At 44.7% G+C, this 18,340-nt stretch carries 12 protein-coding genes; 6 read left to right on the plus strand and 6 right to left on the minus strand.

All coding sequences use genetic code 11. The features are described from left to right. Positions 1 to 188 precede the first annotated feature (188 nt). Positions 189 to 1,277, minus strand: coding sequence for an SPFH domain-containing protein (locus QUB14_RS19865; protein ID WP_333214523.1), 1,089 nt, complete (start codon positions 1,275 to 1,277; stop codon positions 189 to 191). Between the two features lie 49 nt (positions 1,278 to 1,326). Between QUB14_RS19865 and QUB14_RS19870 the strand changes: the two genes are divergently transcribed. Next, positions 1,327 to 1,905 carry a hypothetical protein gene (locus QUB14_RS19870; protein ID WP_333214521.1) on the plus strand — a complete coding sequence of 193 codons (579 nt, stop codon included), beginning with the start codon at positions 1,327 to 1,329 and terminating at the stop codon, positions 1,903 to 1,905. On the opposite strand, the gene QUB14_RS19875 is transcribed toward QUB14_RS19870, so the two are convergent. The 5 genes from QUB14_RS19875 to QUB14_RS19895 form a co-directional block, all read right to left on the minus strand. Continuing rightward, complete coding sequence (locus QUB14_RS19875; protein WP_333214519.1) at positions 1,847 to 5,326, minus strand: Eco57I restriction-modification methylase domain-containing protein; 3,480 nt, start codon at positions 5,324 to 5,326, stop codon at positions 1,847 to 1,849. The two genes, QUB14_RS19870 and QUB14_RS19875, sit on opposite strands and share 59 nt — an antisense overlap. 130 nt (positions 5,327 to 5,456) lie before the next feature. Further along, complete coding sequence (locus QUB14_RS19880; RefSeq protein ID WP_333214515.1) at positions 5,457 to 6,026, minus strand: Uma2 family endonuclease; 570 nt, start codon at positions 6,024 to 6,026, stop codon at positions 5,457 to 5,459. Between the two features lie 67 nt (positions 6,027 to 6,093). Continuing rightward, positions 6,094 to 9,486 carry a helicase-related protein gene (locus tag QUB14_RS19885; RefSeq protein WP_333214513.1) on the minus strand — a complete coding sequence of 1,131 codons (3,393 nt, stop codon included), beginning with the start codon at positions 9,484 to 9,486 and terminating at the stop codon, positions 6,094 to 6,096. Between the two features lie 108 nt (positions 9,487 to 9,594). Beyond that, complete coding sequence (locus QUB14_RS19890; RefSeq protein WP_333214511.1) at positions 9,595 to 10,848, minus strand: FAD-dependent oxidoreductase; 1,254 nt, start codon at positions 10,846 to 10,848, stop codon at positions 9,595 to 9,597. 85 nt (positions 10,849 to 10,933) lie between these two features. Then, positions 10,934 to 11,110, minus strand: coding sequence for a hypothetical protein (locus QUB14_RS19895; protein ID WP_333214509.1), 177 nt, complete (start codon positions 11,108 to 11,110; stop codon positions 10,934 to 10,936). Between the two features lie 55 nt (positions 11,111 to 11,165). Here QUB14_RS19895 and dnaK point away from each other — a divergent pair, with 55 nt between their 5' ends. The 5 genes from dnaK to QUB14_RS19920 all read left to right on the plus strand — a co-directional run bounded on the left by dnaK (position 11,166) and on the right by QUB14_RS19920 (position 18,320). Beyond that, positions 11,166 to 13,322, plus strand: a complete 2,157-nt coding sequence (gene dnaK / locus QUB14_RS19900; RefSeq protein WP_333214507.1) for a molecular chaperone DnaK — start codon at positions 11,166 to 11,168, stop codon at positions 13,320 to 13,322. A 124-nt stretch (positions 13,323 to 13,446) separates the two neighbouring features. After that, entirely contained in the window at positions 13,447 to 14,616 is a 1,170-nt protein-coding gene (locus QUB14_RS19905; RefSeq protein ID WP_333214505.1) for a J domain-containing protein, read from the plus strand. Positions 14,617 to 15,000: 384 nt separating this feature from the next. After that, positions 15,001 to 17,436: a dynamin-like GTPase family protein gene (locus tag QUB14_RS19910; protein ID WP_333214503.1), complete on the plus strand. Its 2,436-nt coding sequence runs from the start codon at positions 15,001 to 15,003 to the stop codon at positions 17,434 to 17,436. 207 nt (positions 17,437 to 17,643) lie between these two features. Beyond that, positions 17,644 to 18,078 (plus strand): KGK domain-containing protein, encoded by a 435-nt coding sequence (locus QUB14_RS19915; RefSeq protein ID WP_333214501.1) that lies wholly within the window; start codon positions 17,644 to 17,646, stop codon positions 18,076 to 18,078. Then, complete coding sequence (locus tag QUB14_RS19920) at positions 18,075 to 18,320, plus strand: HNH endonuclease (RefSeq protein WP_333214499.1); 246 nt, start codon at positions 18,075 to 18,077, stop codon at positions 18,318 to 18,320. Before QUB14_RS19915 ends, QUB14_RS19920 begins: the two co-directional genes overlap by 4 nt. The last annotated feature ends 20 nt before the right edge of the window (positions 18,321 to 18,340 follow it).

Below are 18,340 nucleotides of genomic sequence, written 5' to 3' on the forward strand. Positions count from 1 at the left end.
TAAGACCAAATCTCTTTTAGGGTGGAGGCAGTTGCGAAGAAGCAGAAATTCAAATCGTGAGGTTTGGGAATCCCCGTCCGCGACGGTCGGGGTGGATGTCAAAATGGTTAATTGGTGATGTAATTGGTAATCCGCAATCTGGAAAGCATCCCAATTACCAATTACCAATTAACTAAATATGCAAAATTTTAGGCGGCGGCTGGCGGGGGAGGGGGCGGTACTGTCGCCAACAAAGATGATAATTCCGGCACTTGCGATGCTAACTTCCAGCCGTCAAAACCCGCACGCCACACCATTACCTGATGTGTCAAACCATTTTGCAGAAGCTGATGCAACTCAAAAGGCCCTAATTGTTGACCGTTCTGGGCAATATACCACTGAGTTTGTGTTGGCGGGGGAGGTGGTGGCGGAGTTTGCGATGCTGGCGGCTGCATCATATTTGTCATTTGTTGACCTAGTGCCATTCCCATGCCAAATTCTAATGCTTGATTGCCGCCGCTAGGGTTATTTGCTGATGCTTCAATAGCGTTAGCAGCTTGATATTGGGTATATTGCTGCATATTTCCCAGAAGTCCGATCGAGGCTCGTTTGTCGAGTGCTTCTTCAACTTCAGGCGGCATCGAGATATTTTCAATTAATAGCTGAGTTAACTCTAACCCAAACTGCTGGATACTTGGCTCTATGGCAACTCGCACCTGTTCGCCCATGTGGGTGTAGTTGGCTGCAAAGTCTAGCAGGGGAACGCGGGAATTGCCAACCCAATTGGCAAAGGCACTGACTATTGTATTGCGGAGTTGATCGCTGATTTCATTTACTTGAAATAGTCCGTCAGTGCTGATTAGTTGTTTTAAGAGTTGTTCTGGATGAGAAACTTTAATGTTGTATGTGCCAAAAGCCCGCATTCTCACTGGACCGAGTTCTGGATCGCGGATAATTACAGGGTTAGAGGTTCCCCATCTCAGGTTGGTAAATATTTTGGTGTTAAAAAAGTAGACTTCTGCTTTAAAAGGAGAGTTGAAACCGTAGGGCCAACCTTTTAAGGTGCTGAGAACGGGTAAGTTGCGGGTGTACAGTTCGTACATTCCCGGATCGAAGACATCGGCCACTTGGCCTTCGCTGACAAAGACTGCTCTTTGTCCTGGTCGTACAGTTAGTTTAGCACCTTGTTTAATTTCGTTTTGGTGGCGCTCGAATCGATAAGCGATGGTGTCGCTGGTATTGTCTAACCATTCGATGATATCGACAAATTCGCCGCGAATCTTGTCAAAGAGTCCCATAGATTTATTTTGGGTTGTTGTTTGATTTTAGCTTCAAGAAGAGCGATCGGTGTTCCGGAGCGAGAGGCATTATGTAACTGTTAGGTTCGGTTGCGGACTCAGTTGCGATCGCCCTTGCAAGGAAATAGACCAGCCGAGTGCGATCGCCCTTAATTTCCTCTGTCAAAAAATCCGACGGTATGTAGTCCTCACTTATTATAATAAGCAACCTCACAATTGCTTTAATTCGGGTCGATCGCAATTGGACACTGCGTTGGTGGCAGTCATTAAGAAGGCAGAGATGATAGGAGGACATGGCAATGCCGTTTTCCTACCCCAAAATAATCAATCTTCCTCGATGAAAGATGTAACGATTGCCCGATTAATTGTGGCAACGGAGGAGACGGCAATGCCGTTTCCCTACCGCAAAATCCTCAATTTTCCGATTAATTGTGGCAACGGAGGAGACGGAAATGGCGTTTTACTACCGCAAAATCCTCAATTTTCATGCACGAGATATGTAACTATCGCCCAATTATTTGTAGGGAAACGGCACTGCCGTCTCCTCTTCTTTCTATTCTTTCCCGCCCTTATGGTTCGCCGGATTTTGGTGCAAAGGTTCGATAGGCTGCTAACGCTGCTTGTTTGACGGTTTCTGGCACGATCGGAAAAGTAGTCAAAATATAGGCAAATTCTGCTTCGGTTAAGCCGTAAAGGTGGGCGATGATGCCGTCTAATTCGGCTCGCAATTTAGCGCGTTCGGTTTCATCTGTAACACCTTCTCGGTGGGAGTTTAAGCCGACTTCTTGGGCTAATTCGTCAAATTCTGGGGCGGTACAGATTAGTTTGGCGGCGCGCTGTACGATATCGGAGAAGTATTTGTCACCTATTTGCGAGCGGGGGACAGGTGTCTGGTATATAAAGAACATCGTCAAATTTGCTGACACTTTTTGGCGCAAGGCAAAATCAAAGCACAAGCTATTTAAAGCTGCACAAATAAAGAGCATATATCTGTTATTTTGAATAGGAGATGCAAGATTGAGAGAATGACCGCAGAAAACATTTTTAGGCAGTATTGTACCAATAAAGCTTCGAGCATTTGTACTGCTAGCAATTGTACGATATGCAAAGCGATAAAATTGATAGTCTAATTGTTGACCCTTATCTATTTTCTTTCCTAATAAAGCTTTCCTCCCTTGTTGCTCATCCACCCAATACTTCGGTTCGGCATACAAGTGAGTAAATTGATGAATCATTTTACCTTCATAAAGAGGAAACCTACCTTTTAGTTTAGGCTTAAACAAGTCTTTGTCATCAGTCATGTGAAATTCACGACTCAACGAAAGCTTCCATTTTGATACAATATTATCCCCCAGCATGGGAAACTTTAGCATCTTCTCAGCAATGCCGAATTCTAAATTGTTTTTGAATTCAATAATTGAAAGAGAATCAGGAGAAAGACGGCGCAAAAAATCGAGTTTAATAACAGGGTTATCAAAATTAGGAAATTGTATAAGTTCTTTAACATCATGACGCATAAAAACCGCTGGAAATTCTTCGGTTTTCTCACCTTTTTCAAAAGTGAGTACAGCTATCTTAAAGCTGCGATGCACTCCTTCAAAAATTAGCTTGCGGTTCTCCAAACAAAATAGACCTGTGACTTGTGTATGATTAAAGAGCATTTCACGCAGTTGTTTTGCTCCTAAGTCAGTATAGATTCCGCTAGGGATAACAATGCCACATTCTCCACCAAGACTTAACAAGTTAAAGCACTGCTCTACAAAAAGCTTATAGAGGTTAATATCTGTCGTTTTCGCCTTCTTACCATCAACGATAGAAATTTGGTTGGAATATTGGCTGGCTGTTCGATAATAAAGGTTAACGTGGGGAAACTGACTCTTATATTCTAACCAAGCATCGGCAAGTTCCGGGTCTTGAAGCAGTCTTTCCTGCTCCTCCTCAAAAGCATGAATATCCATTTTCTTCTTCGTTACCAAATCGCTATACTGAGCAAAAAATTCTTTCCCGTTAGGTTTAAAAATTTCCCAAGGTGGATTGGTAATAATCGCATCAAAACCGCCGCGTTCTAAAATTAGATCGAAGTGATATCCCCAGTGAAACGGTTGCAACTCTGCAATATCATCAATAGTTAAAACTCGTTTCTTCGGTTTACCCGATAACTGCACTTGTTCGTACTTAATTCCCAGCCGCTTACTAAACTCATCCAACAATAACAAATTTAATTTATCCTGCGACTCTCGATTTAACTGTTCGATGTGACTCCGCAACATCAACAACCGAGATTCTTGAGAACCTGCCGCTTGTTCCCCGGACTCAAAAGCGTGTTTCTTGTACAAATCTACCGATTTATTTTTATCTGCTAAGATTGCTTTGTAGCTGTTAGCCGCCAAAGTTTGCAGTAGATTTCCTTGTAGGGAATTGCCTACAGAATCAAACCCTGTCTCATCTACTCGGATCAATCCAATTAAGGAATTGCCCGCCATGATATTAAAATCAATATTCGGCAGCGGTTCCAAGTCGTTGACATTCTGCGCCGCCGAAACCAAGGCTAAAAACAGTCGCAGTTTAGCAATTTCCACTGCTTCCGGCATGATATCCACGCCGTAGAGGTTATCGCTAATAATCCGTTTTTTGATATAGTAGTTAAGTGAAGTATGGTCTGCTTCGATGTCTTTTAGGAAGTCATTGAGGGAAGGATCATTTAAAAACTTGCTTGTACCGATGACTGTTGAATAGATGTAAATCAGCGTTTTCATAGCTGCAACTAAAAACGCGCCGGAACCGCAGGCTGGGTCTAATAATGTTAGGTTGCGGAGAATGTCTGTTAGCAGGCTGTGGCAGAGATTGGCATCGAGATTGGTGAGGAGTTCGGTGATGGTTTCAAAGTGGTGGGGAATTGGGGATTGGGCATCGGGCATGGGGAATTGGGCATGGGAGGAAGAGTTAAGGGATTGGTTGACTCTATCGAGAATTAGTTTGTTGATTGTGCGATCGCACAAATATTCAGTAATCTCCGGCCTGGTATAATAAGCACCAAAGGCTTTTTGGTTAATGTATTTCTCAAAGATGTATCCCAAAACCGCCGGATTAATTTCGTTTTCCTTCCCGCCCACCGTATCGTCAAGATTCCAAGAATAGGCGGCAAATAACTTAAATATTTTCTCAAAAGCAGCATCTGGTATAGCGATATTCGGATAATTTTGTTCGATGGGATGTTCTAGAAACAGTCCCCCATTCAAATATTTAACATCGCCGATTAATTCTTTAACGCCTTCCTCCCGCAAATCCAGAGGTTTAGCAAATCCCTCAAAAAACAGTGTTTTCAAGAATTGCGAGTAAAATAAATCCGTTCCCCGCTGCTTGCTTTCGGCTAACTTTTCCTGCAAATACAGCATTTTGCCGCTGTCGATAAATCCTTTGCGCTGCAAGAAATAAACAAACATCAAGCGGTTGAGTAAAACCGAAGTATACCAGCGCCTATCTGTTTCCTTGTCAATGCCGCGAATCACACTTAAAAATTCAACGTGTTGCTGTTTAAACTCTTCAAAAAACTTTTTAGTTACTCGTTCGACATCCAAGCCAGCCTGCAATCTTTGGGCGACATCAATCACCGAAAGCGTTTCTAATTCTTCTAAATCAACCTTTAAAGCTGTGACTTTACTCAGCAGCAAATCGCAAGGTTCCCGTTTCACGTATACATGATCGCGGGGATAAAGTTTTGTACCTTCGCGCTTTACCCAATACCACAGACATTTGGTGCGATTTTTGTCAATAAAAATCAATAGGTTTTCGGCGGAAATTTGGACAATTTCGCGATAAATCGTCAGTCTTTCGGCGCTGTTGGGGATATTTCCGCTAGCGCTGGTAATTTCATATACAACTACTCCGTTAAGTTGGGAAATGGCTTTTCGGGAATAAGTCTCGCCTTCTATTTCTAAAGATACGGTTTTGTGGGAAGATGGATTATCCCAACCGAGTTTTTGGACGAACAATTTGTTGAATTCAAAGTCTTGGAGAAGTTCGCGGGATTCTTTAAGTGTTGGCGGCATAGTTATATATGAAGGAAGAAGCGGGTGGTCAGAAACCGGGTTTTTGCGAGAATACTGGTTGATAGCCTTTAATCTCGGAAAAAACCCGGTTTGTTGGGCGCAGTCGATAAATCAGAAAGACGCTACTGGATTAATTAACTTGTAAAAAACTAAAAATATCTGCAACTCGCACTTGCCAATCGCTCAATACATTGAGAATCGGTAACATATCGCTATCATACTTGACCTCTGGCAACTGATTCGGTTGAAATACCATGATAGAGCGATCGTTAGGATCGATGAACCAACCTAATTTGGTTTGGTGCTGGATCGAAAAAATAATCTTGTTAATTACACGATTGGGAGACTGTTCTGGTGAAAGAATTTCAATCACCCAATCGGGATGACTTTCAAATCGATTAGCAATTTCTCCATTCTCATCAACTGGAATGCGAGACCATTCAAAAACCGCAATATCTGGCACTAAAGAACGTCCCCCAAATGTGCAGCGTAACTCAGTCAAAGCTAAAGCGAGTTTTCTGGGTTTACCATGCTGATTAATCGTAGAAGCAAACTCAGTTTGAATCAGACTATGTTTTCCTTGAGGCATCGGTTTCTGATAAATTTTACCGCCGATGTATTCACTCGCCGGTTCGGTTTCTGGTAAATTTAAGAAGGCTGCCAGAGAAAGCTTGGATTGAGGCTCAATTGATAGCGTCATACATCTTTACTCTTAAAATAAAGCTATCCTTCATTATACATCCTAACTCTCATTAGTCCTAAATTAATTATTTCTCCTGAAACAAGCCTAAAGAACAAATAATCATCGGTTCCCGTTTGTCTTCGTCTTCATTGACTATACACAAACGGTCATCCATCCGCAAACCCACGACTAATTCTGCTAATTGTCGATCGCCAATCCCGCTTTTTAACTGCCGATTTAACGTGTCAATTGCCGACTGCCGCAGGGGATAGCGGTAAATTTCATCGATTGCTTTTGCCAATTCATCGGATGCAAATATTGTACCGCGCATGGACTGGGCGTAACTTTTCAAACGTTCATAGGTTCGGAACCGGGCCCCGGAAGGTCGGCCCAATTGTCCGCCCGCAGTTAACTCTTCTTCTGCTATCAACTCTGCACCTTTTGTGACTAATTCGTGATGCTGTTTGTCTCTCGGAATTGCTGGTGTCGCTTCGTCGCAGGCGGCAATTCTTAAAATTGCCAGTTGCGATTGAGTAACGCTATTGCCATCGCGATCAACCCAAATTAACGAATCATTTCCCTCGGCGGTTTTCATGTACAATAAAACTCCTTCGGGTTGCAACGGTGCGGGAGTATGATTGCGAGTTGAATAAACTACATTTGGCATTGACTCAATCGTTTTTTTCAAAATTGGGTTGTTGTCAGTCGCATTTTTCCAAATTTGAAAAGCTTCCGATGTTAAGTCAACTTCGGCATCTTCTTCGCCATCTAAAATTCCTGATTTTTCATTGTAAATATCGAGAATGACTTGAGGTGAGTCATCCTCAAAAAATGTCTCATCAGTTCCGACAACTTCGGCATTTTCTTGCAAGCGTCGGCGCAGTCTTTCGCGCAGGTTGATAATGCGATCGACTCCTTCATCTGGCAAGAATGAATAACACAAAATCTGCTCAGCTTTTTGACCGATTCTGTCCACCCTTCCCGCCCGCTGAATTAACCGAATAATTGCCCAAGGTAAGTCATAATTAACGATAATTGCACTGTCTTGCAAGTTGTGACCTTCACTCAAAATATCGGTGGCAATTAAGATTCGCAATTCTTGTTCTGGGGAGATTTTATCCAGCTTGCCGCTGCTAGCCGGACTAAACCGGAATGTGAGCTCGGTGGGGTCTTTTGATTTACCTGTCACCGATGCAACGCCCGCAATATTTAGCTTAGTTAAATTATCAGTTATATAGCGGACTGTATCGGCAAACTGAGTAAAAATTAATACTTTCTCATGGGGGTGAGTTTCTGTGAGCAATTTCACCAAAGCAGCTAACTTTTCATCGGGGTGAGAATGCCATGCACCGCAAGTTTGCAAGACTTCTATCAAACAGCGGGCATCTGCTAGCAAATCCCGTTTTAACTTCTTGGTATCAAAAAAGTCTGATTTGAGCCATTTAAACCTGCCTCGATAGCGCGTTTGATATTCTCGATAAACAACTTCTGCCCGCTGTTTAAAACTTTTTTCGCTTGACAGCAATTCTGCTTCAATATCTAAAACTTCGCCCGCATCATCTTCGATTTCTTCGGTATCAAAACTTCTAACCACCACTGAATCAGCATCTTCATCGCTGTTGCGGGTATCCAACAAGTCTGCATCCTGGGTGCCGATCGGAATATCGAAGTTTTGGTCGATCGCATATAAGTAGATAAAATTCCGCAGGATGTGGCGCTCGATCGACTGAATAAAGGCACTGCCACTGCTTTCTAGCCGTTTAAACAGGTTAGTCCGCGAAAACCCCATTAACCGCCGACCCCCACGGAATAAGGCATTTAACTGCCGCTGTTCTGCTTCAGTCGGCTTTTGTTTGGGTTTTTTGGCGATGTAATTTCCCAGCCCGTAACGCGGCAGATTTAGTGCATTGATGACTTCGACAATTTCCTCAAAGTCAAGCTGGGAGTTAGCTGCGGAAGTTTCCGAGGAAAACTTAATGGTTTTTGGAAGGCGATCGGGAAAATAGGAGCGCGTGCGATCGGCAAATTCTAAATATTTGCGCCCCTTTTCTGCGTCAGTTTCCGCATAATTTTCTTTGATAAACGAGCGAGTGCGTCTCACCATGTAGCGCTTCATCAAATCTCGCCAATCATCAGGATGTTCGCTTTTTTCAAAAGCAGCTAAAGAGCGCACGGAACATTGATGCCGCTTAAGAAATTCTAACTCTCCTTGACTGCCTCCGCCCAATTGATTCAGCAAAGCTTCGGGCCGCAGTCCTAAATTTTGGTCTTCAGGAATAAACAGCCGCAACTGAGAAGATAAATCTAAATAGGTTTTGTTGTAGGGAGTTGCTGAAAGCAAAATACATTTACTTTCGTTGATTGCAATATATTCTTGAATCGCTCGATATCGCTTGCCTTCTCGGTTTCTGAGGTTGTGACTTTCATCAATTAACACAACTCGATAGCGGCGCAATTCTGGCAATTCTTGCTGTACCAGACTGATCGATAAGACTTTCGCAAGCAGGCGAAAGTTATCTGCATATTCCTGCCACATTTTTACCAAGTTTTTGGGACAAATAATCAGGGTTTCCAAGAGACAGTCTTCTTGTAAAATTTTGGCGATCGCAGTTCCGACTAAAGTTTTGCCCAACCCTACAACGTCGCCAATAATCACGCCTCCCCGTTTGGTAATGTGACGGGCGGCTAACTTAACGGCTTCTTCTTGAAATTTAAATAAACCCTTAAAATCACGGGGAATCTGGAACTCAGCAATACCTGCGATCGCCTCGCGGGACAAATGATAGACAATGTTGAGATAGATGTGATAAGGTGGAATTAGTTCGGATCTCGCCCAACTGCGATCGATAATTTCTGCAAGTTCTTTAGAAATATCAACACAGCCATATTCTTCCCAGCGATCGTCAAACCATTTTTGCAACTTATTACAAGCATCAAAATCTAAAATATCAATATTCAATTCTCCTTGTTTCGATAGTCCCGATAAAGTCAGATTGCTGCTGCCCAAAAAACCGACGATCGGACTGTTGGGATCGTGACGATGAACGAGATACAGCTTAGCGTGCAGTGGGTAAGCTAAGAATAATTTAACAATAACTTTTCCGCTTTTAATCTGATAGCTTAACCTACGTAAGCCCTGCTCATCGCGATCGTTGGGAGCGCCGATCGTCAACTGGTGGCGAAATTCCTCAGCCATCCGTTTTTTGAGCCGAATAATGGCATTATTGTCAATCCCCCCGTGATGGGAAATTAGGCTAAAACTAGCATTCAATTCATCTGCAGGCAAACTTTGCATTCCTACCAAAAGGCGGCAGCAGGCTCCTTGGTTTCCGACATATGCTTCTATTAAATCGCCAATTCTCCGCCATCCCCGAAGATTGAAATAGCCCACACAAAAATCTGCCCGATAGGAGAGTTTAATGGTTTCTCGCAATGCTGGTAGCAGCGGCAGTTCAATGTTGTCAAAAATATGCGGCACTGGGTTTCCTCTGTTATATTATGGGTGAGTGCGAAAGATTTTCGTCAAAAAACCAGGTTTCTGATCACCCGTGCGTCATTTTACCTCTATATTTAGGATTGGTGTATCTCATTGATTTCGCACCCGGACCCGGTTTAATCCAAAACCAATTAATCGCGCTGGAATATTTCGCAAAATTGGTAACTGCAACAAAAGTGGCGGTGTAAACGGTCGATTTGTATCTAATGCCCCTTTAATAATTCGCTCCTGTACAAACGACTGAAATGCTTGAATGATGCGTGTAGGCAACTCCCGCTGTCGCTGCACTTCTGCCAAATCCCACAGATGCAAGTGATTATTTTCCAGGGAGGCGCTGAGTACATTGGCCGCCACGACAGCATCTTGAATCGCATAGTTAATTCCCACACCGCCTACGGGCGACATGACGTGAGCGGCATCCCCAATTAAGAGCAAACCGGGACGATACCAGCGGGGAAGGCGACTCGATTCTACCGACAGAAAAGAAATTTGCGACCAATCTTTCAGTTGCTCGACCCTATCTGCAAATTCAGGTGCTAATTCAGCAACAGATTTTTGCAAAGCTTCTATTCCTGAGTCGCGCAATTTCTGATAGCTGCCTTTCAGAATAATGTAACCGAGTTGCCAATAATCCAAGCGGTCTATTATGGCTAATAAATGGCCTCCAACAGCTCGACCTCCCACGCCGAAATCTTTGACATCATCGGCACTGCGCGGCAAACGAAACCACAGGACATCCATCGGCGGGGAAGTTTTAATCGGTTCAAAACCTGCTAATTGGCGAAGGCGGGAAAAGCGACCGTCTGCACCGACAGTGAGGGTCGATCGCACTTCATGCCATCCCCCGCGTCCCCGGTATCGAATTCCGCACAGTACCCCATTTTCTACGATCGTTTCTTGGACCTTAGCTCCCATTACTAGCTGAAAACTGGGGTAGCGCTGCGCTTCGGCAATGATGAATTCGAGAAACTTGACTTGGGGAAGGATAGTGATGTAAGGATACTTGGTTTTAAGACAGGCTAAATCTACGAGTGTGGCGGTATTTCCAGCAGATTGGATGGTGAGTTGGCGCATTTTTGTATGAGGCAATTCCAGCAATTGTGCTGCTAAACCCAATTGCTCCATAATTTCCATTACTGAGGGATGCAGCGTATCCCCGCGAAATTCTCGATCGAAATCTTTGTGTAATTCTAGCAGGATGACTGGAATGTTTTGCCGCGCTAAAAGTAATGCTAAAACAGCACCTGCAGGCCCACCTCCCACAATGCAGCAGTTGGTATGCTGCACGTCAACTATCGAGTGTTCTTGAGAGGATTCTGAATTTTGAACAGAGTTGACAGTCATATTTTTATGTTCCTGTTTGCTCAACAATCCTGCTAGCTGTTTTTAGTTTAGCAAAAGGCAGTAGTTAATCAATTCTCAACTTTTTTTAGCTCTCAAAAGATGGACATACACGGCTTTCCCAAGTTGACACTCCTACTCCTTGCCGGATCTCGCACATCCACCAAGGGAGCGATCGCACCCAGCCAACCGCAGCAGCTTGACCAAAGTGAGGCAATCCCCCCGCAGCCCCCGCTTCTCGACGCGGTACAATAAATGCAATCATACTTAACGCTTATATTGAAAAGGCTACACACAACGCCACAGGAGACAACTGACGCATGGGTAAAGTAGTTGGCATTGACCTCGGAACAACAAACTCAGTAGTAGCCGTCATGGAAGGCGGCAAACCGGTTGTGATTGCCAATGCAGAAGGGATGCGGACAACTCCCTCGGTAGTCGCTTTCACAAAGGAAGGAGAACGCCTGGTGGGACAGATGGCCAGACGCCAGACTGTTCTCAACCCGCAAAACACCTTTTACGCCGTCAAGCGGTACATCGGACGCAAATATACCGAACTGACTCCAGAATCAAAGCGCGTCCCTTACACAACTCGCCGCGACGAAAACGGGAACATCAAAATCAAGTGTCCCCGCCTGAAAAAAGATTTTGCCCCAGAGGAAATTTCGGCGATGGTTTTGCGGAAACTGGCTGATGAAGCAAGCCGCTATCTGGGACAAGAGGTAACGGGGGCTGTAATTACTGTTCCCGCTTATTTCAACGACTCCCAGCGACAGGCGACGCGCGATGCGGGACGAATTGCCGGACTTGATGTCAAGCGGATTTTAAATGAGCCGACGGCTGCTTCTTTGGCTTACGGTTTGGAGAGGCGAGAAAGTCAAACTATTTTAGTGTTTGATTTGGGCGGCGGTACTTTTGATGTGTCGATTTTAGACGTGGGAGACGGAGTATTTGAAGTTAAAGCAACTAGCGGCGACACTCAATTAGGTGGCAATGATTTTGACTCTAAAATTGTTGACTGGTTGGCAGAACAATTCTTAGAAAAAGAAGGAATTGATTTGCGGCGCAACCGCCAAGCTTTGCAGCGCTTGATCGAAGCGGCAGAAAAAGCCAAGATTGAGCTGTCGGGAGTCGGTGTCACGGAGATTAATTTGCCGTTTATCGATGCGAACGAAGACGGGCCTTTGCATCTGGAAACGCGGCTGACTCGCGGTCAATTTGAGGGGCTGTGCACTGATTTGGTGCAGCGGTTGCGGCGGCCGGTCAAACAAGCTTTGGCTGATGCAAGTTTGAGTCCTTCTCGCATTGATGAAGTTGTGTTGGTCGGCGGTTCGACTCGGATTCCTTTGGTGCAGGAAGTGGTTCGCAGTTTGATCGATCGAGAACCCAATCAAAATGTGAATCCCGATGAAGTTGTGGCGGTGGGTGCGGCAATTCAAGCGGGTATTTTGGGTGGCGATGTCCGCGATGTGCTGCTGTTGGATGTGACGCCGCTGTCGCTGGGTTTGGAAACTATCGGCGGGGTGATGAAAAAATTGATTCCTCGCAATACTACTATTCCCGTCAGGCGATCGGACATTTTTTCGACTGCTGAAAACAACCAAACTGTGGTAGAAATTCACGTCATCCAAGGGGAACGGGAATTAGGCAGAGATAATAAGTCTTTGGGACGGTTTAAACTAACTGGAATTCCGCCGGCACCGCGAGGGATTCCGCAGGTGCAAGTAGCTTTTGATATTGATGCTAACGGGATGCTGTTGGTGACTGCTTTGGACAAAACTACCGGCAGGGAACAAAGCATTACTGTGCAAGGTGCTTCGACGCTGACTCAGCAGGAAGTGAATCAAATGATTCGCGATGCGGAACAGTTTGCTCAAGCTGATAAGTTGCAGCGGGAAAAGGTGGAAAAACGCAATCGCGCTGAAGCTTTAGCTTATCAAGCCGAGCGGCAGTTGCGGGAAGTTGCGCTCGATCGCGGAATGCAGTTTGCTCAAAGAAGCCGCCAGCGAATTGAAACTTTAATTCGCGAATTGCGAGACAGTTTGGAACGCAATGATGAGCGGGGAGTTGACCAAGTTGGTTCGGATTTGCAGGATGCTCTTTACGATTTGAGCCGGGAAGTTTCAGCGTTTGCGATGGATGACGACGATGACGATTTCTTTGAGTCGGTAAAGCGGACTTTTACGGGCGACGGTACCAAGCGGCGCAGCGATGACAGCAGCTATTATACCAATGCTAAGCCGTACAGGCGATCGACTGTCGATCCAATTCCCGATCGCCCCTACGATCGCACCGGCGATCGTATGAACGATCGCATGGGCGATCGCATGGGCGATCGTATGGGCGATCGCATGGGCGATCGTATGGGCGATCGTATGGGCGATCGTATGGGCGATCGTAGAAGCAGTGCTAATCGCCCGAGTCGCCCTTATCAAAATCAAAGCGACGATTGGGATGATGACGACGATTGGCTCTAATTAGTGGTTAGTCATTAGTCCCTAGTCATTAGTCCCTAGTTTGAAGCAGGGAAGCAGGATGACTAATGACTAATGACTAATAATTAATAACTAATGACTAATAACTAATGACTAATGACTAACTATGCAGAATTTTCGCAATTACTATCTAATTTTGGGAGTGCCCAAAGATGCTACGGCTGATGAGATAAAAAAAGCCTATCGACGGCTAGCCAGACAGTTGCACCCTGACGTAAATCCAGGTGATAAATCTGCTGAAGATAGGTTTAAGGATATTAATGAAGCTTATGATATTCTTTCCGATATCGACAAGCGCGCTCAATACGATCAGTTTAGTAAATTCTGGAAACAAAAGGGATTTCAAGGAAAGCAAGGGGTACGACTTCCCAATTTCAAAACTTGGGGAAACAGTAAAACTACCCGCAAAAAACCTGCCGAAGAGGTCGATTTTAGTGATTACTCGGATTTTAATAAATTTCTCGACCAAGTGCTCGGAAGACGCCGGGAAGTGAGGATGGCGACAGCGAATGATGCAGCGGGAGTAGCCTCCTCTGAACCGTGGAGTACGGCTTCTAAGAAAACGAGTTATGTTGCTAATTCTCGCCCACCTAGAAGGGATTTCGACGATCGCGAAATGCGACGAGAAACAGTCGATCGGGAAATGCGACGAGAAACAGTCGATCGAGAAATGCGACGGGAGATAGTCGATCGCGAAATCAGAAGGGATATAGCCGATCGCGAAATGCGACGCGAAATTAGGGAAACAGTCGATCGCGAAACGAGAAGAGACATTGAGGCCAGGCTAACTCTGCCTTTGGAAAGGGCTTATTCGGGCGGTACCGAGCGAATTCGTCTGGAAGATGGGCGAGCGATCGAGGTAAATCTGCCTCCTGCTATGGTATCAGGCCAGCGGATTCGCTTGCGAAATCAAGGTATTGGTGGCGGGGATTTATATCTGAAAATCACGGTTTCTCCCCATCCATTTTTTCGATTGGAAATGTCAGATATTTGCTGCGAATTGCCTCTGACTCCCAGCGAAGCGGTGTTGGGTGGAGATGTGGAAGTACCGACGCTGGATGGCCTGGTAAAGATGAAATTGCCACCGGGAGTAACGTCTGGAAAGCGGTTGCGGCTGGCTAACAAGGGCTATCCGACGGGAAATGGCGATCGGGGCGATCAATTGGTAGAAATTCAGGTGTTAATTCCCAAAGAAATTAGTGAGGAGGAACGGGAATTATACGAAAAGTTGCGGCAAGTTGAGTCTTTTAAACCGCGTCAGGATTTATCGGTTTAATGTAGAGTACGCAATGCGCCAGTTTAATTTTGTAGGGGCGCAATAATGCGCGCCTTACTACTAATCGTGTACGAAAAATTAGGAGATGCTTGGCTAAATTTTACTGACATATCAGATTTCGCCACTTGGCTGTAAATAGATGATATCAAATCCGTGGGTATACCAATTATTCCTCTCTCTCTTCTCTAACTCAGCGCCCTCTGCGGCCTCTGCGGTTTAATAATTCCGAAACAACCATAAACAATATGATTTGTCGCCAGAATAGCCGATCGCACTTTCAGCAATCCTGAATCGCATAAGTAAAATTACTGTTGTGATTATTCCTGAACTAGCAGAGAATTAACAATAAGGTAATTTTCCCCCAATCAGGAGCAGTCTGCCACCATGACTCAAATGCCCCCTCAATGCACCAGTCTGCAAGAGCAAGTTGATTCTTTAGTGCAACTGCTGCGTCAGGAATCGTCTTTGCGACAACAAGATATCACGGCGGTACAAGCTTCTCTGAAAAAGGCAATTTCTCCTGAGTTTGAAATTGTGTTTGCTGGCGCTTTCAGTGCGGGAAAATCTATGTTAATTAATGCTTTGCTGGAGCGAGAATTGCTCTACAGTGCAGAAGGACACGCGACAGGTACGGAATGTTATATCGCCTTTGCTGAGCCGGAAAAAGAGCGCGTTGTTCTAACTTTTTTGAGCGAGTTTGAGATTAGCCAGCAAGCTTCTGTGCTTTGCCATCAGTTAGGTTTAACTACTGAACTTAATATTAATCAAACAGATGTAGTGTCGCTGTTGTCTCAGGGATGTAACATAATTATTCAAACGGAAGGCGGCGAAAATAAATCGGAACTAGCCAAAAAAGCTAAGGCTTTGATGCTGCTGTTAGAAGGTTTTGAGGCAAATCGCGAGCGCATCCAAACTCTCGAAAACGCTACCTACTCGATGGAACAGTTTAACTTTTCCAATCTCAAGGAAGCTGCTAGTTATGCCCGTCGCGGTAGTAACAGTGCTGTACTCAAGCGAGTTGAATATTACTGTTATCATCCGCTGCTACAAGATGGGAATATTATTATCGATACGCCGGGAATTGATGCGCCGGTGCAGCGGGATGCAGAATTGACTTATGATAAGATTGAAAGCCCCGATACTTCGGCAGTTGTCTGCGTTTTGAAAGCGGCTTCGTCTGGGGAAATGACGACGGAGGAAACCGAGTTGATGGAAAAAACCCGGGGAAATCCGGGAATTCGCGATCGACTGTTTTACATTTTCAACCGCATCGACGAAACTTGGTACAACACGCAACTGCGACAGCGCTTAGAAAATCTGATTAATTCCGACTTTCGCGATACTGCGAGAGTTTATAAAACTAGCGGATTGTTGGGATTTTACGGGAGTTTGATTCGCGGGACAACAGGGCGCGATCGCTTTGGTTTAAATACAATCTTTGCCAGCAGTCAAGGGCGAGTTTCTGGAGATGATAAATTAGATTCAGAGTTTCTCGGTAATAGTGAAGAAACTCCGCAATTTGTTAGCGAGTTTAACCGATACTGTGCGAATTCCGGCAAGCTATCTCCGAGCAAATTTCGCATTTCAGTTAACAGCTACGAAACACCCAATGAAAACTACGTGCGGATTCTTGCAGAGCAAGGACAACCATTAATTGGTCAATTAATTCAAGATAGCGGGATCGAAGATTTTCGCACAGCCATCACCCGTTATCTCACCGAAGAAAAACGCCCGCAACTGTTCAAAAATTTAGCTGACGACTTAGAAGACTTGTGCATTCAACTGCGGAAACATTACCAAACAATTCAGCGGAATTTGGACAGCCAGCCCCGCGAAATTGAAGCAATGAAAGCACAAGAACTTTTGCGGCTAAATCAAGAATTGCAGCAAGTCGGACAGGATTTTAGGGAACATATCGCCGAAGAAGTCAATGAAATGATTATGAATAAATGCGATATTTTCGATACAGACTTTCGGCAATTGCAATCTCGGATGATCCGGCGCTTGGATGAATTGTTAGACGGATTTTCTGTTGAGGCGGCTTACGGACGCACTTTGCGGAATCATCCCCGCAATGCGACAGCACCTTTAATTGCTGTTTTAGTTGAAGCACTTTATTATTTAGCCAATCAGTTGGAAGATATTTTAGTAGAGGCTACTAAGTCACTGGTTGATAATTATTTCCAGTATTTGAAAGATAGCGTTCGCAAGTCTGAATACTATCGATTACTTTATCGGTTGTTGGGGAACGACGGGGGAATTGAACAGCAGTTAAAGGAGTTATCAAAGCGGGTTTCGGATGCTTTGGTAAATGCGGCGGGCGTTGAGTGCGATCGCTACGTGCGAGAAAGTCCCCGTTTTTACGACGAAGGCACATTTTCGATTTATCAATTCCGGGAAACATTGCAGCAAACTTCTCAAGGTTACGACTGCGAAAACATGGTGGACGCCCAACCGGCAATTCGGCAATTATTGCGGCTGGATTTTGAGCCGAAAGTATCTAGAACTATTCGGCAAACTTTCCGCCAAACTGTCAACCAAACGCTGAAAGAGCATTTGTTGCCGCTGGCCCAAAAGCAAGCTGATGATATTTTGCAGAAATACAGTCAAGCCCGCGATTATTTGGAGCAAACTTTGGCACAGGAAGCTGAGGAAAAGATTGCTGGGAATCTGCGGCGGCAAGCTGAGAATGAGCAGAAGATTCAAGAGTACGATCGGGCGGTTTCTGGGATTAATAGTTGTTTGCAGGCGATGAAGTTGCACGAGCATTTGTTGCCTGTAATTGCACAAAATGATGGTGTTTCGGTGGATGGTGAATGATTGCAATTTTGGCGATCGGGAATCGGCGATCGGAAATCGTGGCTACACAGACAAAACCCGCCTTCGCGGGTTGAAAACATTCTCAGTCCGCGAAGGCGGACATTGTTTGTGTAGACGCGAATTCTATTCGCCCGGTTCTTGCCAAAAATGAGGCGATACCCGATAATCGTTAATAGAGTCTTTTGAAAAAATCAACAATCAATCAATATGCAAGAACATATTTTTCTAGAAAATTACGGAAATGATGATGTTTTTTCCTTTCAATCAACGATATTTAAAGTAAGTAAGCTGAGGCAAGTAATGAGCTCAGCGGTTAGTAATCAACTAGAATCTGCTCTTCAGGAGTTATGTAAGACTCCAGGATTACAAATAAATACCCGTAAATATAATCCGCAGTTTAACCGTAGCGACCAACAACAATGGTTTCGTGACGGGATAGACTGTGAAGCCTTAAAAATAGGGGCTAAAGGTTGGCAAAAAGGTAAAGTTAGAATCAGAGTCACTATAGAATTTTGCCCTGACGAACCAGAAGTTGAAGAAATACCACAAAACAATCAATTAGAAATCAGCCCGCCAGAATCACCACTTGACGATTTGCGCCGCCAACTCCTCAATCAAGAAAATCAACCGAACAATTCATGAGCAAAACCCCTAGAATCCCCATTCCACCCGAAGTCAGAAAATACGTATTCGATCGCAATAAATACCAGTGCCAAAGCTGCGGCCAAACCAAACAAGAAACCCAACTGACGATCGATCATATCATCCCCCTAGCGCGCGGCGGCAGCAACGACATCAGCAACTTGCAAACCCTCTGCGGCACCTGCAACCAAAAGAAAACCGACAAACTAGACCCGCGCTTCCGCCGTCACTTTGACCTTTGATATTTAACAGTATTAGGACT

This window comes from Microcoleus sp. B3-D2 (genome assembly GCF_036705345.1).
Classification (GTDB): Bacteria; Cyanobacteriota; Cyanobacteriia; order Cyanobacteriales; family Microcoleaceae; genus Microcoleus.